The organism is Ruminococcus sp. B05 (genome assembly GCF_003628495.1).
Taxonomy (GTDB): domain Bacteria; phylum Bacillota; class Clostridia; order Lachnospirales; family Lachnospiraceae; genus Schaedlerella; species Schaedlerella hominis.
On record NZ_RBZR01000001.1, the window covers coordinates 349775 to 373808 of the forward strand.

Annotated in this window: 23 protein-coding genes; 16 read left to right on the top strand and 7 right to left on the bottom strand. The window is 36.4% G+C overall.

What is annotated here, in order from left to right:
- Window position 1 precedes the first annotated feature (1 nt).
- The 10 genes from hemW to D8Q48_RS01435 all read left to right on the top strand — a co-directional run bounded on the left by hemW (window position 2) and on the right by D8Q48_RS01435 (window position 11278).
- A complete protein-coding gene (gene hemW / locus D8Q48_RS01390) occupies window positions 2-1189 on the top strand; it encodes a radical SAM family heme chaperone HemW (protein WP_121055364.1) in 1188 nt (395 codons plus the stop codon).
- Window positions 1190-1398: 209 nt separating this feature from the next.
- Window positions 1399-2454, top strand: coding sequence for a heat-inducible transcriptional repressor HrcA (gene hrcA, locus D8Q48_RS01395; protein ID WP_117989089.1), 1056 nt, complete (start codon window positions 1399-1401; stop codon window positions 2452-2454).
- Window positions 2455-2471: 17 nt separating this feature from the next.
- Window positions 2472-3107 (top strand): nucleotide exchange factor GrpE, encoded by a 636-nt coding sequence (gene grpE, locus D8Q48_RS01400; RefSeq protein WP_117989088.1) that lies wholly within the window; start codon window positions 2472-2474, stop codon window positions 3105-3107.
- Between the two features lie 49 nt (window positions 3108-3156).
- Window positions 3157-5022: a molecular chaperone DnaK gene (gene dnaK, locus D8Q48_RS01405; RefSeq protein WP_117989087.1), complete on the top strand. Its 1866-nt coding sequence runs from the start codon at window positions 3157-3159 to the stop codon at window positions 5020-5022.
- 185 nt (window positions 5023-5207) lie between these two features.
- The gene (gene dnaJ, locus D8Q48_RS01410; protein ID WP_117989086.1) at window positions 5208-6407 is read left to right on the top strand and encodes a molecular chaperone DnaJ; all 1200 of its coding nucleotides are present in this window, start codon (window positions 5208-5210) and stop codon (window positions 6405-6407) included.
- 12 nt (window positions 6408-6419) lie between these two features.
- Complete coding sequence (locus D8Q48_RS01415; RefSeq protein WP_117989085.1) at window positions 6420-6764, top strand: Hpt domain-containing protein; 345 nt, start codon at window positions 6420-6422, stop codon at window positions 6762-6764.
- A 112-nt stretch (window positions 6765-6876) separates the two neighbouring features.
- Window positions 6877-7380: an NUDIX hydrolase gene (locus D8Q48_RS01420; protein ID WP_117989084.1), complete on the top strand. Its 504-nt coding sequence runs from the start codon at window positions 6877-6879 to the stop codon at window positions 7378-7380.
- A 52-nt stretch (window positions 7381-7432) separates the two neighbouring features.
- A complete protein-coding gene (locus D8Q48_RS01425; RefSeq protein WP_117989083.1) occupies window positions 7433-8263 on the top strand; it encodes an Mrp/NBP35 family ATP-binding protein in 831 nt (276 codons plus the stop codon).
- A gap of 152 nt (window positions 8264-8415) precedes the next feature.
- A complete protein-coding gene (locus D8Q48_RS01430; protein WP_117989082.1) occupies window positions 8416-8721 on the top strand; it encodes a metal-sensing transcriptional repressor in 306 nt (101 codons plus the stop codon).
- Between the two features lie 37 nt (window positions 8722-8758).
- Window positions 8759-11278 carry a heavy metal translocating P-type ATPase gene (locus D8Q48_RS01435; RefSeq protein WP_117989081.1) on the top strand — a complete coding sequence of 840 codons (2520 nt, stop codon included), beginning with the start codon at window positions 8759-8761 and terminating at the stop codon, window positions 11276-11278.
- A 97-nt stretch (window positions 11279-11375) separates the two neighbouring features.
- On the opposite strand, the gene D8Q48_RS01440 is transcribed toward D8Q48_RS01435, so the two are convergent.
- A complete protein-coding gene (locus D8Q48_RS01440) occupies window positions 11376-11738 on the bottom strand; it encodes a metal-dependent transcriptional regulator (protein ID WP_117989417.1) in 363 nt (120 codons plus the stop codon).
- 163 nt (window positions 11739-11901) lie between these two features.
- Between D8Q48_RS01440 and D8Q48_RS01445 the strand changes: the two genes are divergently transcribed.
- The gene (locus D8Q48_RS01445) at window positions 11902-12051 is read left to right on the top strand and encodes a FeoB-associated Cys-rich membrane protein (protein ID WP_117989080.1); all 150 of its coding nucleotides are present in this window, start codon (window positions 11902-11904) and stop codon (window positions 12049-12051) included.
- 62 nt (window positions 12052-12113) lie between these two features.
- Here the strand turns inward: D8Q48_RS01445 and D8Q48_RS01450 are convergent, their stop codons facing one another.
- Window positions 12114-12800 carry a S1 RNA-binding domain-containing protein gene (locus D8Q48_RS01450; RefSeq protein WP_117989079.1) on the bottom strand — a complete coding sequence of 229 codons (687 nt, stop codon included), beginning with the start codon at window positions 12798-12800 and terminating at the stop codon, window positions 12114-12116.
- A gap of 235 nt (window positions 12801-13035) precedes the next feature.
- On the opposite strand from D8Q48_RS01450, the gene D8Q48_RS01455 reads away from it, so the two are divergent.
- Together D8Q48_RS01455 and D8Q48_RS01460 are read left to right on the top strand one after the other, a co-directional pair.
- Window positions 13036-14688, top strand: coding sequence for a putative manganese-dependent inorganic diphosphatase (locus D8Q48_RS01455; RefSeq protein ID WP_117989078.1), 1653 nt, complete (start codon window positions 13036-13038; stop codon window positions 14686-14688).
- Between the two features lie 18 nt (window positions 14689-14706).
- Window positions 14707-15294 carry a flavin reductase family protein gene (locus D8Q48_RS01460; RefSeq protein WP_117989077.1) on the top strand — a complete coding sequence of 196 codons (588 nt, stop codon included), beginning with the start codon at window positions 14707-14709 and terminating at the stop codon, window positions 15292-15294.
- Between the two features lie 73 nt (window positions 15295-15367).
- Here D8Q48_RS01460 and galT read toward each other — a convergent pair whose 3' ends face one another.
- Entirely contained in the window at window positions 15368-16861 is a 1494-nt protein-coding gene (galT, locus tag D8Q48_RS01465) for a UDP-glucose--hexose-1-phosphate uridylyltransferase (protein ID WP_121055154.1), read from the bottom strand.
- Window positions 16861-18030: a galactokinase gene (locus D8Q48_RS01470; RefSeq protein ID WP_117989075.1), complete on the bottom strand. Its 1170-nt coding sequence runs from the start codon at window positions 18028-18030 to the stop codon at window positions 16861-16863. Before D8Q48_RS01470 ends, galT begins: the two co-directional genes overlap by 1 nt.
- Before the next feature lie 194 nt (window positions 18031-18224).
- On the opposite strand from D8Q48_RS01470, the gene D8Q48_RS01475 reads away from it, so the two are divergent.
- The 3 genes from D8Q48_RS01475 to D8Q48_RS01485 all read left to right on the top strand — a co-directional run bounded on the left by D8Q48_RS01475 (window position 18225) and on the right by D8Q48_RS01485 (window position 21254).
- Entirely contained in the window at window positions 18225-19058 is an 834-nt protein-coding gene (locus D8Q48_RS01475) for an AraC family transcriptional regulator (RefSeq protein ID WP_117989074.1), read from the top strand.
- A gap of 83 nt (window positions 19059-19141) precedes the next feature.
- The gene (locus D8Q48_RS01480; protein ID WP_117989073.1) at window positions 19142-19885 is read left to right on the top strand and encodes a polysaccharide deacetylase family protein; all 744 of its coding nucleotides are present in this window, start codon (window positions 19142-19144) and stop codon (window positions 19883-19885) included.
- A 52-nt stretch (window positions 19886-19937) separates the two neighbouring features.
- Window positions 19938-21254, top strand: coding sequence for a replication-associated recombination protein A (locus D8Q48_RS01485; protein ID WP_117989072.1), 1317 nt, complete (start codon window positions 19938-19940; stop codon window positions 21252-21254).
- Here the strand turns inward: D8Q48_RS01485 and D8Q48_RS01490 are convergent.
- The 3 genes from D8Q48_RS01490 to D8Q48_RS01500 are packed head-to-tail and all read right to left on the bottom strand — an operon-like array spanning window position 21231 to window position 23810.
- Window positions 21231-21743 carry a DUF4364 family protein gene (locus D8Q48_RS01490; protein ID WP_022075958.1) on the bottom strand — a complete coding sequence of 171 codons (513 nt, stop codon included), beginning with the start codon at window positions 21741-21743 and terminating at the stop codon, window positions 21231-21233. The two genes, D8Q48_RS01485 and D8Q48_RS01490, sit on opposite strands and share 24 nt — an antisense overlap.
- Complete coding sequence (locus D8Q48_RS01495) at window positions 21736-22662, bottom strand: TIGR01212 family radical SAM protein (protein ID WP_121055156.1); 927 nt, start codon at window positions 22660-22662, stop codon at window positions 21736-21738. The genes D8Q48_RS01490 and D8Q48_RS01495 overlap by 8 nt, the downstream gene beginning before the upstream one ends.
- Window positions 22662-23810 carry an NADP-dependent malic enzyme gene (locus tag D8Q48_RS01500; RefSeq protein ID WP_121055158.1) on the bottom strand — a complete coding sequence of 383 codons (1149 nt, stop codon included), beginning with the start codon at window positions 23808-23810 and terminating at the stop codon, window positions 22662-22664. Before D8Q48_RS01500 ends, D8Q48_RS01495 begins: the two co-directional genes overlap by 1 nt.
- Window positions 23811-24034: the final 224 nt, after the last annotated feature.

The window sequence follows — 24034 nt, forward strand, 5'->3', positions numbered from 1 at the left end:
TATGAAGAGAGAATTAGAATTATACATCCATATACCATTTTGTGTAAGAAAGTGTAATTATTGCGATTTCTTTTCCGCAAGTGGAACAAAAGAAGAATTAAATACTTATGTACAGGCTTTATGTAAAGAGATTAATCGTTATAAAGACTTTGCAAAAGAATATATAGTAAAGACGGTTTTCCTCGGGGGAGGAACACCGTCTCTTTTGACAGCTGAACAGATGAACCTGATTTTTGAAAATCTAAATCAGGTTTTTACAATCGATCCTATTGCAGAAATTACAATGGAGATGAATCCAGGAACTATAAACATTGAAAAATTAAGAAGCTATAAACTGGCAGGTATCAACCGTGTAAGTATCGGATTGCAATCAACAGAAAATAAAGAATTGAAAATGTTGGGAAGAATTCATACTTACAAAGATTTTCTAAATACATGGGAAGCTGTTGATCAAGTAGGATTTAAGAATAGAAATATTGATCTTATGTCAGCACTTCCTGGACAAACTTTAAAAAGCTGGGAAAATACACTGAAAAAAATTTCGGCACTTAACCCTGAACACATTTCTGCATATAGCTTGATATTAGAAGAAGAAACCAAGTTCTATGAGTGGTATTATAAAGGTCTTTTTGATGCGGGTGACTGGAAACTTCCTTCCGAAGATGATGAATATACAATGGGTGAGATGACCATTCAAATGTTAGAAAGTTGTGGAATGCACCGCTACGAGATATCCAATTATGCATATCCCGGAAAAGAATGTACGCATAATCTTGGATACTGGGACAGAGTGGATTATCTTGGACTTGGTGCCGGTGCAGCATCTCTAATTTCCGTTCAAAATAAAAATACTTCCGAAATACAAGAACAAATCCGTTTCAATCATGTTATGAATCGAGATAAATATATTCAAAACATTAATCAAAAACAAGCGATTGAAATAGAACGCGAATACTTAACCTTAGAAAATCAAATGGAAGAATTTATGTATTTGGGATTAAGAAAAACAGCTGGCATTTCAAAAAATAAGTTTCACAAGTTTTTTGGTAAGGAAATTGAAGAGGTTTATGGAAGTATAATAAAAAGATTGGAAGAAGATAAATTAATAATAAGTAAAGAAGATAATCTGCTCCTTACTCACAGAGGAATGGATATCAGCAATTATGTACTATCTGAATTTTTACTTTAAAATCAATACTAATAAAAACAGGAAAACTTTGATTGTTTATATCAGAGTTTTTTCTTTTTTATAGAAATATACAATAAATTTTTATTTCTATAAAAAAATGATAAACAGTGTTGACAAACGGAAATCAAGGTGATATCTTATTACTTGTAAGGTGTTAGCACTCAAATAAGTGGAGTGCTAATAGCAAAGAAAGAGGAGGTTTTAAGAAGATGGATATAGAATTAACAGATAGACAACATATTATACTTAAAGCAATTATCCAGAATTATCTTGAGACCGGAGAACCGGTAGGTTCAAGAACTCTTTCGAAATCAACCGACTTGAATTTAAGTTCAGCAACAATTCGAAATGAGATGGCGGATTTAGAGGATATGGGATATATTTTCCAGCCACATACTTCTGCCGGAAGAATTCCTTCGGATAAAGGATATCGGTTATATGTAGATATGTTGATGGCCGATAAGGAACAAGAATTATCAGATTTGAAAAATGTTGTATTAGAAAAATCTGATAAGGTTGATAAAGTATTAAAACAAGCAGCGAGAGTGCTTGCGAATAATACAAATTATGCAACCATGATTTCTGCTCCGATCAACCATAAGAACACATTGAAATTTATTCAATTATCACAGGTGGATCCAGAACAGATTGTTGCAGTTATTGTAATGACGGGGAATGTAATTAAAAACAAGATTATCGAAGTTGATGAAGAGTTAGGCAATGAAACGATGCTAAAGCTGAATATGCTTCTGAACACATCACTCAATGGCATGTCTATTGAGGAAATTAATCTTGGATTGATTGCCAGATTAAAAGAGCAGGCCGGTATTCATAGTAAAGTAATCAGTGATGTGCTTGATGCTGTTGCAGATATTATTCATGTAGAAGATGATATGGAAATTTATACATGTGGTGCGACAAATATTTTTAAGTATCCGGAATTAAGTGATAAGCAGAGTGCACAGGAAATAATAAGTGCCTTTGAGGAAAAGCAACAACTTGCAGAACTGGTTACAGAAACTCTTTCAAATGAAAAGAATACAGGAATACAAGTTTATATTGGCGATGAAACTCCAGTCAAGACAATGAAAGATTGCAGTGTTGTAACAGCTACTTATGAGCTGGGCGAAGGAATGCGTGGAACAATCGGTATTATTGGCCCGAAACGTATGGATTATGAACATGTAATGAAAACATTGCAGACATTAAAGAGTGAACTGGATACTTTAAATCGTAGAGATTTAAGCGAACAGGATATAGAATAAAATTGGTGGAGGGAAAAATGAGTCAGGAAGATATGGTAAAAGAAGCAGTAGAAGAGGCAAAAGCAAAAGCCGCACAAACTGTTGAAGAAGAATCTGAAGAGGTAACAGAAGAAGCTGTTGAAGCTGATGGATCCGAAGAAGAAATTTCAGAAGATGAAGCATTAGAAGAGACAGAAAAATCTGAGAAAAAATTATTTGGTAAAAAGAACAAGAAAGACAAGAAAGACGAAAAGATTGAAGAATTAACAGATCGTCTCACTCGTCAAATGGCTGAGTTTGATAACTTCCGCAAACGTACAGATAAAGAGAAAAAACAGATGTACGAAATAGGAGCGAAAGATATCATAGATAAAATTCTTCCAGTCGTGGACAATTTTGAACGCGGACTGGCAGCTGTGTCAGAGGAAGAAAAATCACATCCTTTCATGGAAGGGATGGATAAAATTTACAAACAGTTAATGACAACTCTCGGTGAAGCAGGCGTGAAACCAATCGAGGCTGTTGGTCAGGAATTCAATCCTGATTTTCACAATGCAGTTATGCACGTAGAAGATGAGGAGGTCGGCGAAAATATTGTCGTAGAAGAATTCCAGAAGGGTTACACATACCGTGATAGTGTTGTAAGACACAGCATGGTAAAAGTAGCAAATTAGAAGTAGTAAATCAGTAAATTTAGAATGATAAATTAGGAGGACAAATATCATGGGAAAAATTATTGGTATTGACTTAGGTACAACAAACAGTTGTGTTGCCGTAATGGAAGGTGGTCAGCCAACTGTTATCGCAAATACAGAGGGAGCAAGAACAACACCTTCTGTTGTTGCATTCACAAAAACAGGAGAACGTCTTGTTGGTGAACCGGCAAAACGTCAGGCTGTAACAAATGCAGACAAAACAATCTCTTCAATCAAACGAGAGATGGGTACAGATTACAAAGTAACAATTGATGACAAAAAGTATTCTCCACAGGAGATTTCTGCAATGATTCTTCAGAAACTGAAAGCAGATGCAGAAGGATATCTTGGTGAGAAAGTAACAGAGGCTGTTATTACAGTACCAGCTTACTTTAACGATGCTCAGCGTCAGGCTACAAAAGATGCCGGTAAAATTGCAGGACTTGATGTTAAACGTATTATTAACGAGCCTACAGCTGCAGCACTTGCTTATGGTCTTGATAACGAAAAAGAGCAGAAAATTATGGTATACGATTTAGGTGGTGGAACATTTGATGTATCTGTCATCGAGATTGGTGATGGAGTTATCGAAGTATTATCTACAGCTGGAAATAACAGACTTGGTGGAGATGACTTCGACCAGAAGATCTCAGACTATATGCTTGCTGATTTTAAAGCAAAAGAAGGCGTAGACTTATCTACAGACAAGATGGCACTTCAGAGATTAAGAGAAGCGGCAGAGAAGGCAAAAAAAGAGCTTTCTTCAGCTACAACAACAAATATTAACCTTCCTTTCATCACAGCAACAGCAGAAGGTCCAAAACATTTTGATATGAATCTTACAAGAGCTAAATTTGATGAATTAACTCGTGATTTAGTTGAAAAAACAGCTGAGCCAGTACGCCGTGCACTTTCAGATGCAGGAATTTCAGCTTCTGAATTAGGTCAGGTTCTTCTTGTAGGTGGATCTACTCGTATTCCGGCAGTACAAGAAGAAGTAAAACGTCTGACAGGCAAAGAGCCAAGTAAGTCTCTGAACCCAGATGAATGTGTAGCACTTGGTGCTTCTGTTCAGGGAGGTAAGCTTGCAGGAGATGCAGGTGCAGGAGATATCCTTCTTCTTGATGTAACTCCATTGTCATTGTCAATTGAAACAATGGGTGGTGTTGCTACAAGATTAATTGAACGTAATACAACAATCCCAACAAAGAAGAGCCAGATTTTCTCTACAGCAGCAGATAATCAGACAGCCGTAGATATCAATGTTGTACAGGGTGAGAGACAGTTTGCAAGAGATAATAAATCACTCGGACAGTTCAGACTGGATGGAATTCCTCCGGCTCCACGTGGAATCCCACAGATCGAAGTTACATTCGATATTGATGCAAATGGTATCGTTAATGTATCTGCAAAAGATCTTGGAACTGGTAAAGAACAGCATATTACAATTACAGCAGGATCTAACATGTCAGATGCTGATATTGATAAAGCTGTAAAAGAAGCTGCTGAGTTTGAAGCGCAGGATAAGAAACGTAAAGAAGCTATCGACACAAGAAATGAAGCTGATTCTATGGTATTCCAGACAGAAAAAGCAATTAAAGAAGTCGGTGATAAATTAGATGCAACTGATAAAGCTGCTGTAGAAGCTGATTGTCAGGCATTGAAAGATTTGCTTGCTAAATCTACTCCAGAAGAAACTACAGATGAGCAGGTAGCAGAAATTAAAGCAGCAAAAGACAAATTAATGGAAAGTGCTCAGAAGCTCTTTACAAAGATGTATGAACAGACAGCTGGTCAGGCAGGTCCACAGGCAGGTCCTACACCTGAAGCAGGTCCGGCTCCTGAAGGATTCCAGGGTGACGATGTCGTAGATGGAGATTATAAAGAAGTTTAATAAAATGTTTGATACATTTAAACAAACACATGTGTTACTGTTTACAGATTTTGTAAACAGTAACACTTTATCTACGAAACCGGTCAAATGGTTTCGTAGATTTTCACGTTGCAATTTTTTGTAGTTTGTGGTAGATTGTAAACGTTTATGTAACTTAGTAAGAGAAATGAAAGGTAGTATAGATTATGGCAGAATCAAAAAGAGATTACTACGAAGTGCTTGGTGTAAGCAAAGATGCAGATGATGCAGCAATCAAAAAAGCATATCGTGTTCTGGCAAAAAAATATCATCCAGATATGAATCCTGGAGATGCTGAAGCTGAAAAGAAATTTAAAGAAGCTTCTGAGGCGTATGCCGTCCTCAGTGATGCAGATAAACGTCGTCAATATGATCAATTTGGTCATGCGGCATTTGACGGTGGTGCAGGTGGAGCCGGCGGTGGATTCGGTGGCTTTGATTTTAATGGAGCTGATTTTGGAGATATTTTCGGAGACATTTTTGGTGATATTTTCGGTGGTAGCAGAAGAGGTGGCCGTGCCTCAAACAGTCCAATGAAAGGCGCAAATATCCGCAAGAGCATTCGAATTACTTTTGAGGAAGCAATTTCCGGCTGTGAAAAAGAATTAGAATTAGTTTTAAAAGACCCTTGTACTACATGTAACGGAACCGGTGCAAAACCTGGTACATCCCCGGAAACATGTCCAAAATGTGGCGGTAAAGGGCAGGTTGTCTATTCGTCACAATCATTTTTCGGAACTGTACAGAATGTGCAGACATGTCCAAATTGTAATGGAACAGGTAAAATTATTAAAGAAAAATGTACTTCATGTTTCGGAACAGGATATACATCAAGCAAGAAGAAAATCCGAGTTACGATTCCTGCTGGTATCGACAATGGTCAGAGTGTCCGGATTCGTGAAAAAGGAGAGCCAGGTGTAAATGGCGGTCCTAGAGGAGATTTACTTGTAGAAGTAAATGTATCTCGTCACCCTATATTCCAGAGACAGGATATGCATATTTTCTCAACAGTACCTATTTCATTTGCTCAGGCTGCTTTAGGGGCAGATATTCGCGTTCCTACTGTAGATGGTGATGTTATTTATACAGTAAAACCTGGAACTAAAACAGATACTAAGGTTCGTTTAAAAGGAAAAGGAGTTCCTTCTTTACGAAATGCTCAGGTACGAGGCGATCATTATGTAACATTAGTGATTCAGACTCCTGAAAAACTTAGTGCTGAAGCAAAAGAAGCTTTGCGAAGATTCGATATGCTTGCCGGTAATACTTTAAAACAGGAGTCATCAGATACTGATGCCACAGAAAAGAATAAAGGCAAAGGCAAGAAAAAATTCATGGACAAAATTAAAGAGGGATTAGAAGGATAGAGGAGACATATAATGACATTGGAAGAATGTTACACATCATGTGGCGGTGATTATCAGGATGTGTTAAGAAGATTGCAGAGTGAAAACCTAATACGAAGATTTTTAGTCAAATTTTTAGATGATAAAAGTTACGAGCAGTTGCATGAAAATTTGAATAACCAGAATTATTCGGAAGCTTTCCGTGCTGCACATACCTTAAAGGGCGTATGTCAGAATTTAGGTCTCGGATATTTAAGCGAATCAAGTATTGCTGTGACAGAATCTCTTCGTGACGGAAAACAGAATGTTACGGCCGAGATGTTAAAAAAATTAGATGAAGACTATCGGGTAACAATTTTGGCGATTCAGTCATTATAAAATGATTTCAATGATAAAACCATTGTTAGATTTAGTGCTATCAGTGGTTTTTTTATGCTCATTGTGATATAATAAAACAGATTATAAACCAACAGACGAGAGGAGATCAAGCATGGAATTTTGGGATATTTATAATGAAAAGAAAGAAAAAACAGGTCGGACAATGAAAAGAAATGACTGGAACATGAAGCCGGATGAATTTCATTTAACCGTACTTGGAGTATTGCAAAGACCGGATGGAAGATATCTGATCACTCGTCGTCGTATGGATAAAGAATGGGCCGCAGGATGGTGGGAGGTTCCAGGCGGCGGGGCGAACGCAGGAGAGGATTCCAAGGATGCTATAATAAGAGAAATTAAGGAAGAAACCGGAATTGATGTTTCCAGCGCAGATGGTGGTTACACTTTTTCTTATAAGCGCATCAACCCAGAAGAGAAAAATAATTATTTCGTAGACATTTATAAATTTATTTTAGATTTTGACGATAAAGATGTAAAAGTTCAAGATAAAGAAGTGTCAGAATTTTCAATTGCAACAATTGATGAAGTAAAACAATATGCAAAACAAGGAATCTTTCTTCATTATGACAGTATACGTCAAATATTTGAAGATTAAGATACAATGGCTTTATGCCATATATATTTTTAAGAAAGTGTAGGTATATGATATGTCAGAAGAGACAAAGACTCAGGGATGTTCAGAAGAGTCATGTGCTACTTGTGCACATGCAGACGGGTGCAGCAGTAAAAAAACCGATATGAGAGAACCGGCAAATCCATATTCAAGTGTGAAGCGTGTAATCGGTGTTGTTAGTGGAAAAGGTGGGGTTGGAAAATCTTTTGTAACAGCTTCGCTTGCACGTATGATGAGAGAAAAAGGCTATAATGTCGGTATCTTAGATGCAGATATTACAGGACCATCCATTCCAAAAATGTATGGTATTCATGGACAGGCTAAAGGAAGCGAAGAGGGAATCTTCCCGGCACTTGCAAAAGACGGAACCCGGATTATGTCTGTTAATCTTTTGTTAGATGATGAAGAAGCTCCTGTTATTTGGAGGGGACCAATTATTGCAGGCGTTGTAAAACAATTTTGGACTGATGTAATATGGGATGATATTGATTATTTATTTGTAGACATGCCACCTGGAACAGGTGATGTTCCATTGACTGTATTTCAGTCATTCCCAGTTGACGGAATCGTAATCGTAACATCTCCACAGGACTTAGTTCAGATGATCGTAAAGAAAGCTTATGGTATGGCAAAACAAATGAACATACCAGTATTAGGTATTGTAGAAAATTATAGTTATGTTAAATGTCCGGATTGTGGTAAGGAAATCAAAATATTTGGAGAAAGTCATATAGATGAGATTGCAGAATCATATGGTGTACCAGTGTTAGGAAAGATGCCAATTGACACAAAAATGGCTGAAGCTGTTGAAGAAGAACGTTTCTTTGACATAACAAATCCATATATAAAAGATATTGAACTTTAATTTTATTTACCAATTATTATAAAAAGCATGGATTATTTCGATAAAGTTATAATCTATGTTTTTTTATATTTCAATCAAAAATATTTTTAGGACTTGCAATATACCATGTGGGGGTATATAATCTTGGTAGAGATGTAAAGGAGATGATATATATGGATGAAAAAAATGAATGTTGTTGTCATAAGAAAAAAAAACGTACAGAAAAAGAGTATAAAGATTTAATTAATCGACTAAGTCGAATAGAGGGGCAAATTCGTGGAATTAAAAGAATGGTAGAAGAAGATGCATATTGTCCAGATATATTAATCCAGGTATCAGCGGCAAATGCAGCACTTAATAGTTTCAACAAAGTTCTACTCTCGAATCATATTCGTACTTGTGTAGCAGATGATATACGTGCAGGTAAAGATGAAACGATAGACGAACTGGTAAATACATTCCAGAAATTAATGAAATAATTGAACAATGGATTTGCAACAAACGAGGTGAGAAAATATGGAACAATATAATATTACAGGAATGAGTTGTGCTGCCTGCAGTTCCCGAGTAGAGAAAGCAGTGTCTGCGGTTCCGGGTGTTACCAATTGTTCAGTAAGTTTACTTACAAATTCAATGGGTGTAGAAGGTACAGCTTCCGCTGAAATGATAGTTTCAGCAGTAGAAAACGCGGGATATGGAGCATCAAAAAAAGGTAGTGAAAAAGGGAAACATACTGTTGATGATGCAGACGACATTTTAAAAGACAGAGATACACCAAAGCTACGGCAACGTCTTATTATATCCCTTTGTTTTTTGATTCCGCTCATGTACCTTTCTATGGGGCACATGATGTGGAACTGGCCAATTCCTAGATGGCTTAGTAAAAATCACATTGCAATGGGACTGATTCAATTATTACTTACTATTGCAATTATGGTAATCAATCAAAAATTCTTTATCAGTGGTTTTAAAGGATTACTTCACAGAGCACCAAATATGGATACACTTGTCGCATTGGGATCCGGTGCATCTTTTGTGTATAGTACATTTGCATTATTTGCAATGACAAATGCACAAATACGTATGGATATGGATGAAGTAATGTCATGGATGCATGAATTTTATTTTGAGTCTGCAGCCATGATTTTAACATTAATTACTGTAGGAAAGATGCTAGAAGCACATTCTAAAGGAAAAACAACAGATGCATTAAAAAGCCTTATGAAACTTGCTCCTCAAAAGGCAGTTATTTTAGTTGATGGTGCAGAACAGGAAGTATCCATTGATCAGGTAAAAAAAGGCGATATATTTGTTGTTCGTCCAGGAGAAAACATCCCTGTGGATGGTATAATAATCAGTGGAAGCAGTGCTGTGAATGAATCAACTTTAACAGGAGAAAGCATCCCTGTAGACAAAGAAAAAGGAGATGCAATATCCGCAGCAACATTAAATCAATCAGGTTTTATTACCTGTGAAGCAACAAGAGTCGGTGAAGATACCACACTCTCTCAGATTATTCAGATGGTTAGTGATGCGGCAGCCACAAAAGCTCCAATTGCTAAGATTGCCGATAAAGTATCTGGGATTTTTGTTCCAATGGTAATTAGCATTGCTATTATAACCACAATAATCTGGCTATTTGCCGGACAAGATATCGGCTTTGCTTTGGCAAGAGGAATATCTGTTCTTGTAATTAGTTGTCCTTGTGCTCTTGGCCTTGCGACTCCGGTTGCTATTATGGTAGGAAATGGAATCGGAGCAAAAAATGGAATCATGTTTAAAACGGCGGTTTCTTTGGAAGAAACTGGGAAAATTAACATAATTGCGTTGGATAAAACGGGAACCATTACATGTGGAGAACCACACGTAACTGATATCATCACTGCTGATGGCATATCAGAAACCGAATTATTAGAAAAGGCAGCTGCACTGGAAGCTAAGAGCGAACACCCCCTTGCAAATGCAATATTATCAGCAAGCAAAGAATATAATATTCCGATTCAAAATGTAGAAGATTTCGAAGCTGTTCCAGGTAATGGATTAACAGCAAGATTAAACGGCAAACTCGTATCAGGCGGAAATGAAAAATTTATTAATTCTCATGCAATTATTTCTACAGACATAAAACGACAGGCACAGACATTTGCAGAAGAAGGAAAAACACCTTTATTTTTCTGTACTGACAACCAATTTATTGGCATGATAGCTGTTGCAGATGTTATAAAAGAAGACAGTCCTCAAGCAGTAAAAGAATTGCAGAATATGGGGATCGAAGTTGTTATGTTGACCGGTGATAATGAGCGAACAGCAAAGGCAATCGGAAAACAGGCAGGAGTCAACCGTGTTATAGCAGATGTATTTCCAAATGAAAAAGAAGCAGTCATCCGCAAATTAAAACAACACGGAAAAGTCGCTATGGTAGGAGATGGAATTAATGACGCACCGGCATTGACACGAGCAGATGTTGGTATTGCAATTGGTGCAGGAACAGATATTGCTATTGATGCAGCGGATGTGGTATTGATGAAGAGTAAGCTGACAGACGTACCTGCTGCAATTCGAATGAGTAAGGCGACACTTCAAAATATTCATGAAAATCTATTTTGGGCATTCATTTATAATATAATTGGAATTCCATTAGCGGCAGGTTTATGGTATCCTGTTTTTGGGTGGAAATTAAATCCGATGTTTGGTGCAGCCGCTATGAGCTTATCAAGCTTTTGTGTGGTAACAAATGCGTTGCGACTAAATTTTGTAAATATTTACGATGCAAGAAAAGATAAAAAAAAGAAACAAAAAAATAAAATAATAAAGGAGAAAAAAGAAATGAAGAAAACAATGAAAATCGAAGGAATGATGTGCGGACACTGCGAAGCAGCTGTAAAGAAAGCATTAGAGGCACTGGATGGGGTTGAGATGGCTGAGGTAAGTCATGAATCGGGAACTGCAATTGTTACTTTATCCGCAGATGTTTCAGATGAAATTTTAACAAAAGCAGTAGAAGATAAAGATTATAAAGTACTTTCTGTTGCGTAGATTGTAAAAAAGATACTCAAATCAAATTCCTGTTCTATTCGGAAATTGATTTGAGTATCTTTTATATAACAGGAAAGCTCCCATTATAAAAATTTGCCTATCGAGCGATATGGCGTTTTAAAGCCTCAAAGCTTTCGGTGCTGATAACATGTTCCATACGGCATGCGTCTTCAGCAGCAACTTCTGGAGAAACGCCCAGTCGTTCCAACCATGAAGAGAGCAATAAATGTCGTTCGTAAATTTTGTTTGCAACCTCTTTTCCTGTTTCTGTAAGATAAATATAACCTTGTGGAGTTACTGTAATATGTTCGCTTTCACGTAATTTTTTCATTGCGACACTGACACTTGATTTCTTGAAGTTTAACTCATTTGCTATATCTACAGAACGTACCACAGGAAGTGTTTTGCTAAGGACGAGAATTGTCTCTAAATAATTTTCAGCAGATTCATTTGAATGTATCATAATAACTCACCTCTGATTTTTATAGTATGCAATAATTATAACATGAATTAGCGAGAATTGTAAACAGTACTTGACATATTACAACAGTTAGAGTATGCTAACCATGTAAGAAATAAAATATACATTTTTCAGAATATAAGATTTTTAGGAGGGTATAACTATGGGAACAGCAATTGTAGGTCTTATTTTATTATGTGTTGTTATTGCAATTATTAAGAGTATGATAAAAGATAAAAAGAATGGAAAATCGATTCAATGTGGAGGAGATTGTAAATATTGCGGCGGGCACTGCAATCATAAAGATGAATAAAGAAGAGATATCCATATTAGTGCACACTGTACAAATATGGATATCTCTTTTTAGGACTATGCCTATAACTGAATGTTTTTAAATAAATCACCGAGACTGGTTCCGATTTCTTCTGCTTCTGGAATTTCTACATTTTCCTCCACTATTTCTTCTTCAATTTCTTCTAAAGCCTTCTTGCTTAAGCTGATTTTTCCATCTTTGATTCCGATTACTTTCACTTCGATTTCATCACCAACACTGAGAACATCTGAGGGTTGCTTGATTCTCTTTTGTGATATCTGAGAAATGTGAACCAGTCCAGACAGACCATTTTCCAATTTAACAAAAGCTCCGTAATTCTGAAGTGTCTCTACAACACCTTTCATAACAGATCCTATTTGCACAGAAGCCAGTTGTGCTTCACGCTCTTCTTTCTCTTTTGCTTTAAGCAGTTCACGGGCAGAAAGAACAAGACGATTATTTGCCTGATCAACATCAATCACCTGAACATCAATGTCTTTTAATAAAAATGTTTCCAAATCTTCAATATAAGATAAAGAAAGTCTTGATGCAGGAACAAATCCACGAAGTCCCTCTATCATCACAATAACGCCACCATTAACAATTCCTTCTACTTTTACATGAAGTACGGTTTTATTTTCCAAATAATTATAAACACGATTCCATGGATTGGCATCATCAAAATGCTCTTCGTAATCAGCCATTGTTTCTTCTGTTTGCACTTCATTTACTTTCATTTCTTCACTCATTGTAGCACCTCTTTTTTCTTTAAATTCGCAATAAATACGATTAGATTATCTTAAGTATATCATATTTATAAAAGAAAATACAATCTCTGTGAATAAGCTATTTCAATTATTACAACTTCTTTGTAACGGATTGTACCTAATGAAAAACATCTCTCAGATTTATGTCTTCCGGTTGTTGTAGTAAAAAAATCGTGATAGAATATGAATAAAAGAACGTAAAAACTGGAGGAATTTTATGTCACGAGAAGTGAATGAAAACAAAATCTATGTCGTAGGGCATAAAAACCCGGATACAGATTCTATTTGTTCTGCAATTGCATATGCAGCATTAAAAAAAGAATTGACAGGAAAGCATTATGTTGCAAGAAGAGCAGGACGTTTAAACGAAGAAACACAATATGTATTAGAATATTTTGGAGTTGAAGTTCCTAAGTTGCTTTCTGATCTGCGTGTACAGGTAAGAGATGTAGATTTAAGACGAGCTGAGAATTTAAATGGTTCAGTATCTATAAAAACAGCCTGGGCACAAATGAAAGAACTGAATATCAAAACCCTTCCTATTGGCCGTAATAATAAACTCGAAGGCTTGATCACAGTAGGAGATATTGCCAGATCTTATATGGATGTATATGATAGTAATATTCTTGCAAGATCAAAGACACAATATCGGAATATTGCATCAACGATAGATGGCAAGATTATTTCCGGAAATGAACACAGTTATGTATCAAAGGGAAAAGTCGCTATCGCAGCATCAAGTCGCCAGTTGATGTCAGATTTTGTTGATGAAGATGATTTGGTAATCCTTGGAGATCGTATCGAAGCACAGCAGCTTGCTATTGATATCAATGTAAGCTGTATGGTGGTCTGTGGTGATGCCAGAATTCCAAATGAAATTCTCAAACAGGCTAAAGAAAAAGAAATTGTTGTAATCGCATCCCCTCATGATACATTTACTGTTGCACGTTTAATCAATCAAAGTATTCCTGTTCGCCATTTTATGACAAAAGATGAATTGATTACTTTTTATCCAAAAGATTATGTGGATGATGTAAAAGAAGTTATGGCACGTAAAAAATATCGTGATTTCCCTGTCGTAGATATAAATGGAGATTTTCAAGGATTTATTTCTCGTAGACGATTGTTAAATTGCCGTAAAAAACAGGTGATCCTCGTCGATCACAATGAGGAAAGCCAGGCTGTCGATGGAATTGAGCAGGCTGATGTATTGGAGATTATCGATCATCACAGATTAAACAGTATTCAGACAATCGGTCCTGTTGTTTTCCGTAATCAGCCGGTAGGATGTACTGCAACCATAATTTATCAGATGTACCAGGAATATAATAAACCTGTGAATCCTGTAATTGCCGGATTACTTTGTTCTGCAATTATTTCTGATACTTTATTATTCCGTTCTCCAACTTGTACTTTATTAGATGAAGATGCGGCAAAAGAACTTGCAGAGATTGCCGGCATTAACATGGAAGAGCTTGCTCAGGCAATGTTTAAGGCGGGAAGCAATCTTCAGGGCAAAAGTGCAGAAGAAATTTGTTTCCTTGATTTCAAACAGTTTACAGTAAATGACACTGTATTTGGCGTTGGTCAGGTGAACTCTATGAGTGCTAAAGAGCTGACGGAGATTAAAACACAAATTGAATCCGAATTAGATAAAATCAGGCAAAATCATCGCCTGGATATGATTTTCTTCATGCTTACCAATATTATGACAGAATCATCAGAATTGCTGTGTGTGGGTCCAGAAGCGAGAGAGAAGGCAATCAGTGCTTTTGACTTAAACGGAAAATCAGATACATTATATTTAAAAGGGGTTGTGTCAAGAAAGAAACAACTCGTACCTGCAATTGTTGAGGCATTGCAACAGTAAATAAAAGGAGACATAATAATGAGTAAACAACTTTGGAAACCTGGGAATATGCTCTACCCACTTCCAGCTGTTATGGTTAGTGTTGGAAATAAACAAGGCGAAACAAATATTATTACTGTTGCATGGACGGGCACAATTTGCACGAATCCGGCAATGGTATATATTTCGGTACGACCGGAACGTTATTCGTATCAGATGATTAAAGAAAGCGGAGAGTTTGTCATCAACCTGACAACAGAAAAATTGGTAAAAGCTACGGATTATTGTGGAGTAAAATCTGGACGCGATGTAGACAAATGGAAGGAAATGAATCTACATCAAGTAAAGGCCGAAACACTGGAATATAGTCCTTTGATTTTAGAATCACCTGTAAATATTGAATGTAAAGTAGTTGAAATCAAAGAATTGGGAAGCCATCATATGTTCTTAGCAAATGTTACAGCAGTTCATGCAGACGAGGCATATCTAAATGAACAAAATAAGTTTGAACTGAATAATACCGGTCTGTTGGCATATTCACATGGAGAATATCTCGGGTTAGGTAAAAAACTCGGAACATTTGGATATAGCATAAGAAAAAAAGCAAAAAAAAATAAAAAGAAATAAAATCAATATCCGGATAATCTGTTGTTCACAAATTATCCGGATATTTTTATGATATCACAGTACTATTTAATGTTTATAACGCTTCAATGAAACGATGGAATGCCATTAATCCATCTTCATTACACTTGTAAACACCGGCATCTTCAAGAACCTGACAGAAGACTTTTCCAACTTCCTGCTGTAAAATTTCATCAATTGAATCTTTATTAACATCTGCGTATTTAGGAAGGAATTCTTCTACCCAGTCTGCATGTTTTTCAATTGATTCATTCGAACGAATATCTTTTCCCTCTAAAATATATTGTTTTAAAGTTTCAAGTTCCCCCTTCAATCTTGCAGGAAGGACAGCCAGTCCCATTACTTCAATTAATCCAATATTTTCTTTTTTAATATGATGAAGATTTGCGTGTGGATGGTATACACCCAGAGGATGCTCTTCTGTTGTAATATTATTTCTCAAAGTAAGATCAAGTTCATACAAATCACCGCGTTTACGAGCTATCGGAGTAATCGTATTGTGTGGTTGTCCTTCTGTTTCGGCATAGATAAATGCATCTTCATCTGTATAACCTCTCCATACGTTCAAAATATGATCAGCAAGTTCAATAATGCGTTTTTCATCAGCACACTGTAAACGAATGACAGACAATGGCCATTTAACAATTCCCGCCGTCACATCCTCATATCCGGCAACTGTAAAATGCTTAATAATTGGAGCTTTTGCCATTGCAAAAGTATAATGACCTCCCTGAAAATGATCATGACTTAAGATAGAACCGCCAACGATTGGGAGATCCGCGTTTGAACCAAGGAAATAATGAGGGAATTGCTTAATAAAATCAAATAATTTGATAAACGCATTTTTATCAATCTTCATTGGTGTATGTTCCCCGTTAAATACGATACAATGCTCATTGTAATATACATATGGCGAATATTGGAATCCCCAGTTTGTATCATTTATTGTTATTGGAATAATTCGATGATTTTCACGTGCAGGATGGTTTGTACGTCCGGCATATCCTTCATTTTCCATACAAAGCTGACATTTCGGATAAGAAACAGTAGCAGCATTGCGAGCAGCGGCAATAGCCTTTGGATCCTTTTCCGGTTTAGATAAATTAATTGTAATATCTAAAGTACCATATTCTGTATCTACAGTCCATTTCATATCTTTTGATACACGATATCTTCTAATATAGTCACTATCCTGGCTGAATTTATAATAATAATCAGTTGCAGTTTCAGGAGAAATCTGATATTTCTGCCAAAATGTCTGTTGAACCTGTGCCGGACGCGGAAGAAGACAATTCATAAGTTTTGTGTCAAATAAATCTCGATATGTAACACTGTCTTCGATTATTTCTCGAGAACATGCTTCATCTAATAGCTCTTTTAAAATTGTTTCGAGATTTAGATTGCTTAAATCGCAATCCATATCTTCATAATTATTCTCATGAAATAAATCTAATATTAAATTCGTTGTATAAATTCGTTCGCACTCTGGTGTGATTCCAGTATTAATACCATATTGTACCAATTTTTTTATGTTTTCATATAAAGCCATTATACAAGCCTCCTTGCCCCATCACCGATTTCTACAGTATAGAATTCGGCTTCGTGTCCTACTTTTTCTTTGTATGCTGTACCAATTGTTTCGATAAATGTGTCGATAGCATCATTTTTAACAATGCTGACAGTACATCCTCCGAATCCGCCTCCTGTGATACGCGAACCAATCACTCCCGGAGTATTCCATGCGAGATCTACAAGAATATCAATTTCTTCACATGAAACCTCATAATCATCACGCAGAGAAATGTGAGACTGATTCATTAATTGACCAAATAATTCTATATTATCTGCTTTTAATGCAGCAACTGCATCAATTGTACGCTGATTTTCAGCAACCGCATGTTTCGCACGCTGTTCTTTAATTGGATCACCAATCACCGATTTATATTTTTCGAATGTTTCCATATCTAAATCCCCAAGAGACTCGATAGAAACCTCTGTCTGTAATGCAGCAAGTGCATCTGCACACTCCTGACGACGTGTATTATATGCTGAATCAACCAGACTATGTTTCACCTTACTGTTTGTAATAATGATTTTAGCATCTTTTAATTTAACTGGAGCATATTCAAAATTCAATGTACTTGTGTCAAGGAATATTGCGTTATCAGCTTTACCCATTGCAACAGCAAACTGATCCATAATACCACAATTACATCCATTAAAATTATTTTCTGAGTATTGTCCGATCAGTGCAAGATCTGTCATTGTTAATGCATCGATATTATACAAATCTTTTAAAACAACGCCCGTAAGGACTTCCAAAGAAGCAGAAGAGGATAAGCCTGAACCATTTGGAATATTTCCCCAGATCACCATATCAAACCCATAATCCAGAGTATATCCTTTCTCTGCAAATGCCCACACAACACCCAAAGGATAGTTTGCCCAATTGTATTCTGCATGATATGAAAGATCATCAAGAGTTACTTCAATCACACCAAAATTATCTAGGTTCATAGAATAAAAATGAATTTTGTTGTCGTTTCTCTTTTTGGCAACACCATAAGTTCCAATTGTTAATGCACACGGGAATACATGTCCCCCATTATAGTCTGTATGTTCTCCGATAAGATTAACACGTCCCGGAGAAAAATAAAGACGTGCATCCGAAGTATCCCCAAAAAGTTCTTTGAATTTTTCAAAAAGTTTTTCCTGCATAATATAGTATCCTCACTTTCGTTATAACAGATAGAATCGTTTTACAAAACATATATATTCTGTTTTCGTATTAATTTTATTATACGGGTCTATCGATAAAAAGTATATAAAAAATCCGTGCAAAAATATGTAAAAATGTTGCTTTGGAAAGAGGAGAGCGTTTATAATAAGAAGTAGTAGAAAGAGGTGTTAAAATGTTAAACACATATAAATATTCTTTTAAAGCAAGAGAAAAGTTACTTGGATCGTTATCCGTGTACAATGTAGGCCATCAGTTGTGCGAACCGGAATACCAGTGGGGTCCCGGAGTAAGAAACCATTATTGTATCCATCATATCATTTCGGGAACCGGTTGGTATGAAGTAAATGGAACAGTTATCCAATTATCGGCAGGAGATACCTTTATACTATATCCCGACACAGAAGTACGTTATTATGCTGACAGCCAAAATCCTTGGGAATATGCATGGGTTGGATTTATGGGAGAAGATGCAGACACCATTATCAGAGCAACTGATTTCAGGCGAAAGCATCCATGGATAAAAAAAGGTACGCTTCCCAATAATCTGATCCAGGAACAACTTGGTATTATCTATGATGTAAAAGGAAGCGATTACGAATCAGCAGTTGCAATGACCGGAGCACTTTACACATTATTGTCTACATTTATGCATTATGCACAACATGAAGAAGACATACAAAACAGCCAAGTGGTTTATGTAGAACAGGCAAAAGATTATATTTCGACAAACTATTCTTATCCAATTACCGTAGAAGATGTTGCATCTTATGTTGGAATTAGCAGAAGTTATCTTTTCCGTTCATTTCAAGCTATACAAAATCAATCCCCGAAAGAGTATTTGATTGAATACCGGCTTAAGCGGGCCAGACATTTACTACGTGAAACATCCTTGTCTATTGCGAGTATTGCCTATTCCGTAGGCTTTGAAAATAATCTCTATTTTTCCAAGGCATTTAAAAGCAAAATGAAAATGACTCCATCTGAGTATAGAAAAAATCAAATATAAGAACTGCTTTACACCAATATGATTCATGAGTTGCCAAATATCTTGCATATAATTACAATAGATGTATTCGAGAAGGACGACATATGCATATAAATAGATACGAAAAAATTTTTTCGAAAATAATCAGTGTCAGCTACTTTATTGCCGTACTTTTTATCTCGCAATATTTTGGCATTATACAATTCAATTTAAAGTCAAGTGAAACTAAAGGACAATTTCCAAAACAATTTGAGGAAACCAAAGCAGTCATACAAGAACAGACTGAGAAACCCATGATCGCATTAACTTTTGATGATGGACCAAATGCTCAGTTTACACCTAAATTATTAGAAGGGTTAAAGCAGAGAAATGTGCATGCCACTTTCTTTTTAATTGGTGAAAATATTGAACAAAACAGTAATCGAAACCTTGTAAAACAAATGTATGAGCAAGGACATTTAATAGGAAATCATACATATCATCATTTAGAGATTACAAAGCTAAGTGATGAAGAAGCTTATGAAGAAATGAAAAACACAAATGATCTTATAGAAAGTATTATAGGAAAAGCGCCGGAATATATGAGGCCTCCTTTTGGCAGCTGGCAAAGAAATTTAGAGAAAAAAATGAACATTATTCCGGTGTTGTGGACTGTAGATCCGTTAGATTGGACTACAGAAAATGTGGATGAAATTGTAAACAAAGTAGTGACGGATACAAAAGAAAATGATATTATCTTGTTACATGACTGTTATAATAGTTCTGTAATTGCAGCACTTCGAATTGTAGATTTGCTTCAGGCAGAAGGGTATCAGTTTGTTACCGTAGATAAATTACTTCTAAACTAAAACATTTCTGCATTTAGAAAATTATCTGTATAGAAGTGAAAGGAAGATATATATGGATTTATTTGATTATATGAGAGAAAACAAGCAAGAAAAAGAATCTCCTCTTGCATCCAGAATGCGTCCGACAACATTAGATGAGGTAGTCGGACAACAGCATATCATCGGCAAAGACAAATTATTATACCGAGCGATCAAGGCTGATAAATTGGGTTCAATTATTTTTTACGGACCACCCGGAACAGGTAAGACAACACTTGCCAAAGTAATTGCTAATACCACCAGTGCTGAATTTAAACAGATCAATGCAACAGTAGCTGGTAAAAAAGACATGGAAGAGGTCATAAAAGAAGCCAAAGATTTACTCGGCATGTATGGAAAGAAAACAATATTATTTATCGATGAGATTCATCGTTTTAACAAAGGGCAACAAGATTATTTGCTTCCTTTTGTAGAAGATGGAACCATTACTTTGATAGGGGCAACGACAGAAAATCCTTATTTTGAAGTAAACGGAGCTCTTTTATCCAGATCAAGTGTATTTGAATTACATGCTTTAAAAAAAGAAGATATCAAATTACTACTTCATCGCGCCGTGTATGATAAAACAAAAGGAATGGGAAGCTATAAAGCGGAGATTGACAAAGACGCAATTGAGTTTTTAGCTGACATTGCTGGTGGTGATGCGAGAAGTGCCTTGAATGCAGTAGAACTTGGTATCTTGACAACCCCGCGAGGTGAAGATGGATTGATCCATATTACACTAGATGTTGCATCAGAATGCATCCAGAAGAGAGTAGTGCGCTATGATAAAACTGGGGATAATCATTATGACACAATTTCAGCATTTATTAAAAGTATGCGTGGATCGGATCCTGATGCCGCCGTTTACTATCTTGCAAAAATGCTTTACGCAGGTGAAGATGTTAAATTCATTGCCAGACGAATTATGATCTGCGCAGCAGAAGATGTGGGAAATGCTGATCCAATGGCTTTGACAGTTGCAGTGTCTGCCGCACAGGCGGTAGAAAGGATCGGAATGCCGGAATCCCAGATTATACTTTCACAAGCTGTTTTATATGTGGCATCTGCACCAAAGAGTAATTCCGCAGTAAATGCTATTATGCTGGCAAATGAATCTGTGCGAAATATAAAAACAACAGTACCGACACACCTTCAAGATGCTCATTATAAAGGTTCTCAAAAATTGGGACATGGTATAGGCTATCAATATGCACATGACTATAAAAATCATTATGTACATCAACAATATCTACCGGATGAGATAAAAAATGCCAGGTTCTATGAACCCGGCGATCTTGGTCATGAAAAGCAAACAAAAGAATGGTTACAAAAGCTTCGCGAGCAATGATGCATAAACACTCTGACTTTGCATATTCCAGTTATTTGCAATGGTTTCAGCCTCTTTTTTTGTGGGAACAGTCAATTTCAGATCAATGAGGCTGGAATCATTTTCTACAATCTGACATCGCACCTCGTATTCGTGGTTCGGTGTCAGATAATACTCTGTTTTTACCGCAGCTTCCTCTTTCAAATCATAACTTTTTTCTTCCAGAAAATCATCAATATCATGTTGAATCTCCGGTGAAATTTTATTGCGGAAAAATTCGATTGTTTTACTTCCTTCTTCTGTTAAATGATATAAGGTACGATTGTGGGTATTCTCTGCCAAAATCAATTGTGAATCCAGCATTTCAGAAATCGTACTTTGAAGTTTGAAATAATTCGTATACCCCTTATCCAAAATAAATTCAGATATTTGGGATGTGGTTAATGGAAAATCTACCTTTTCCAACATATAAAGAATAATTAATTTGTATAATGTAAATGATTCAGACATGATACTCCTTTCCCTGCCAGATATCTTGTTCTTTCAGATAACGATGCAGCGTATTTAATACGGTCCTTTTCTGACTTGTCCATAATGGTGCTATAAGTAATTCTTTTGGTCCGTCACCGGTTAACCTGTGGATGGTTATATCCGGACGAAGGCGTGCAATACACTTTCCAAGCAGAGAAATATATTCCTCCATAGTAGGACTCCAAAACGGTTGTTTTTCATAATCGAGGGCAAGATCTGTTCCTTTTAATATGTGAAGCAGTTGAAGCTTAATCCCCTGTATATCCATTTTGTTAAGATAATCTATTGTCTCAAGCATCATATCTTCATTTTCTCCCGGAAGTCCTAAAATTGTATGTGTGATCACAGAAATATTTCGTCTTCTCAAATTATTTACTGCCTCTTCAAATACTTCTAACGGATATCCACGACGAATATAGGTTGCCGTTTGTGGATGGATTGTCTGAAGCCCAAGTTCAACCCAGACCGGTTTGATCTGATTGATTTCTTCTAATAATTGAAGTATATCCTCTGGCAGACAATCCGGTCTCGTTGCAATAGAAAGAATTTGAACATCCGGATCTTGAATTGCCTCCATATAAATCCGCCTTAAATATTCTACAGGGGCATACGTATTTGTAAATGCCTGAAAATAGGCAATATATGAATGCACGGGTCGTTTTTTTGTTAAGTTTTCTTTTCCCATGACAAGTTGTTCTGTGATAGAGCAGGTGGCAGACCCGGCAAAGTCACCTGAGCCTGCAGAACTGCAGAAAATACAGCCACCATGGCCAACTTTTCCATCTCTGTTTGGACAAGTCATCCCACCATTAAGTGTAATCTTATATACTTTTTCTCCATAAAGCTCTTTTAGATCATAATCCATAGAATGATAACGTTTTTCACCCCAGCGATTCATTAAATCAAGTCCTTTACAGCTTTACTTACAACATCTGCCACGCGTGGATCGAAGGCTTCTGGCAAAATATTATTTTCATTTAATTCATCATCCGCAACAAGTCCTGCAATTGCATTAGCAGTTGCGAGTTTCATTTCTTCCGTAATCTGTGTTGCACGGCCTTCTAAAGCACCCTTAAAAATTCCAGGGAAAGCAACAACATTATTTACTTGATTTGGAAAATCAGAACGTCCGGTTCCAACAACTTTTGCACCAGCCTCTTTTGCAATATCAGGCATAATTTCAGGTACAGGGTTTGCCATTGCAAAAAGAATTGCATTCTTATTCATAGAAGCTACCATATCTTTTGTAACAATATTAGGCGCAGATACTCCGACAAAGATATCAGCACCTTCTAAAGCATCAGCAAGAGTTCCTTTTTTATTCTCCAAATTTGTAACTTCAACCATTTTTTTCTGCATCCAATTTAAATTCGGTGAGTCTTTTCCGATAATTCCATTGATATCACACATTGTGATATTAGGAAAACCATATGTTAAAAGAAGTTTTGTGATCGCAACTCCTGCAGAACCTGCTCCATTTACAACAACACGGCAATTCTCTTTTTCTTTACCGGTTACTTTCAACGCATTTATAATACCGGCAAGTACAACGATAGCTGTTCCGTGCTGATCATCATGGAAAACAGGAATATCAAGAAGTTCCTTTAAACGCTCCTCAATCTCAAAACAACGAGGAGCAGAAATATCTTCCAAGTTGATTCCTCCAAAAGCAGGTGCAATATTTACTACTGTACGAATGATTTCTTCTGTATCCTGTGTATCAAGACAGATAGGAACTGCATTCACTCCACCGAATTCTTTGAATAAAACTGCTTTTCCCTCCATAACCGGCATAGCAGCTTTAGCACCGATATTACCAAGTCCAAGTACTGCGCTTCCGTCAGAAACAACGGCAATCGTATTGGATTTGATCGTGTATTTATATGCAGCTTCCGGATCTTGTGCGATTACTTTACAAGGTTCTGCAACACCCGGAGTATAAGCGATGGCAAGATCTTCTCTTGAATTCACATGCGATTTTGCTATTGTTTCAATCTTACCATTCCACTGTTCATGCATCTGTAATGCTTTTTCGCTGTTTGTCATATTTTTGTACCTCTTCTTTATTATAATAGTATCTGAAAATTATCATATCACTCTTATAGAATAGACGCAAGAGAGGAATCCTTTCTAAATTTTGAAAAAACTCTTTTATTTTTGCAACAGTTGATGTATACTAACAATAGCTTTAATTCATTTGAGTCGATTCAGACCAAAGTTCCCGAAAATTTACAAAAGCAAATATTTAATATAAAAGACGTATTTTGAAA

What these genes read in the sequence shown, in the direction of transcription:
- hemW (WP_121055364.1), top strand. Translation starts at nt 2, where the DNA reads ATGAAGAGAGAATTAGAATTATACATCCATATACCATTTTGTGTAAGA.
- grpE (WP_117989088.1), top strand. Translation starts at nt 2,472, where the DNA reads ATGAGTCAGGAAGATATGGTAAAAGAAGCAGTAGAAGAGGCAAAAGCA.
- D8Q48_RS01425 (WP_117989083.1), top strand. Translation starts at nt 7,433, where the DNA reads ATGTCAGAAGAGACAAAGACTCAGGGATGTTCAGAAGAGTCATGTGCT.
- D8Q48_RS01490 (WP_022075958.1), bottom strand. Translation starts at nt 21,743, where the DNA reads ATGTCTGAATCATTTACATTATACAAATTAATTATTCTTTATATGTTG.
- D8Q48_RS01475 (WP_117989074.1), top strand. Translation starts at nt 18,225, where the DNA reads ATGTTAAACACATATAAATATTCTTTTAAAGCAAGAGAAAAGTTACTT.
- D8Q48_RS01420 (WP_117989084.1), top strand. Translation starts at nt 6,877, where the DNA reads ATGGAATTTTGGGATATTTATAATGAAAAGAAAGAAAAAACAGGTCGG.
- D8Q48_RS01500 (WP_121055158.1), bottom strand. Translation starts at nt 23,810, where the DNA reads ATGACAAACAGCGAAAAAGCATTACAGATGCATGAACAGTGGAATGGT.
- D8Q48_RS01415 (WP_117989085.1), top strand. Translation starts at nt 6,420, where the DNA reads ATGACATTGGAAGAATGTTACACATCATGTGGCGGTGATTATCAGGAT.
- D8Q48_RS01485 (WP_117989072.1), top strand. Translation starts at nt 19,938, where the DNA reads ATGGATTTATTTGATTATATGAGAGAAAACAAGCAAGAAAAAGAATCT.
- dnaK (WP_117989087.1), top strand. Translation starts at nt 3,157, where the DNA reads ATGGGAAAAATTATTGGTATTGACTTAGGTACAACAAACAGTTGTGTT.
- galT (WP_121055154.1), bottom strand. Translation starts at nt 16,861, where the DNA reads ATGGCTTTATATGAAAACATAAAAAAATTGGTACAATATGGTATTAAT.
- dnaJ (WP_117989086.1), top strand. Translation starts at nt 5,208, where the DNA reads ATGGCAGAATCAAAAAGAGATTACTACGAAGTGCTTGGTGTAAGCAAA.
- D8Q48_RS01450 (WP_117989079.1), bottom strand. Translation starts at nt 12,800, where the DNA reads ATGAGTGAAGAAATGAAAGTAAATGAAGTGCAAACAGAAGAAACAATG.
- D8Q48_RS01435 (WP_117989081.1), top strand. Translation starts at nt 8,759, where the DNA reads ATGGAACAATATAATATTACAGGAATGAGTTGTGCTGCCTGCAGTTCC.
- D8Q48_RS01430 (WP_117989082.1), top strand. Translation starts at nt 8,416, where the DNA reads ATGGATGAAAAAAATGAATGTTGTTGTCATAAGAAAAAAAAACGTACA.
- D8Q48_RS01455 (WP_117989078.1), top strand. Translation starts at nt 13,036, where the DNA reads ATGTCACGAGAAGTGAATGAAAACAAAATCTATGTCGTAGGGCATAAA.
- D8Q48_RS01480 (WP_117989073.1), top strand. Translation starts at nt 19,142, where the DNA reads ATGCATATAAATAGATACGAAAAAATTTTTTCGAAAATAATCAGTGTC.
- hrcA (WP_117989089.1), top strand. Translation starts at nt 1,399, where the DNA reads ATGGATATAGAATTAACAGATAGACAACATATTATACTTAAAGCAATT.
- D8Q48_RS01445 (WP_117989080.1), top strand. Translation starts at nt 11,902, where the DNA reads ATGGGAACAGCAATTGTAGGTCTTATTTTATTATGTGTTGTTATTGCA.
- D8Q48_RS01495 (WP_121055156.1), bottom strand. Translation starts at nt 22,662, where the DNA reads ATGAATCGCTGGGGTGAAAAACGTTATCATTCTATGGATTATGATCTA.
- D8Q48_RS01460 (WP_117989077.1), top strand. Translation starts at nt 14,707, where the DNA reads ATGAGTAAACAACTTTGGAAACCTGGGAATATGCTCTACCCACTTCCA.
- D8Q48_RS01470 (WP_117989075.1), bottom strand. Translation starts at nt 18,030, where the DNA reads ATGCAGGAAAAACTTTTTGAAAAATTCAAAGAACTTTTTGGGGATACT.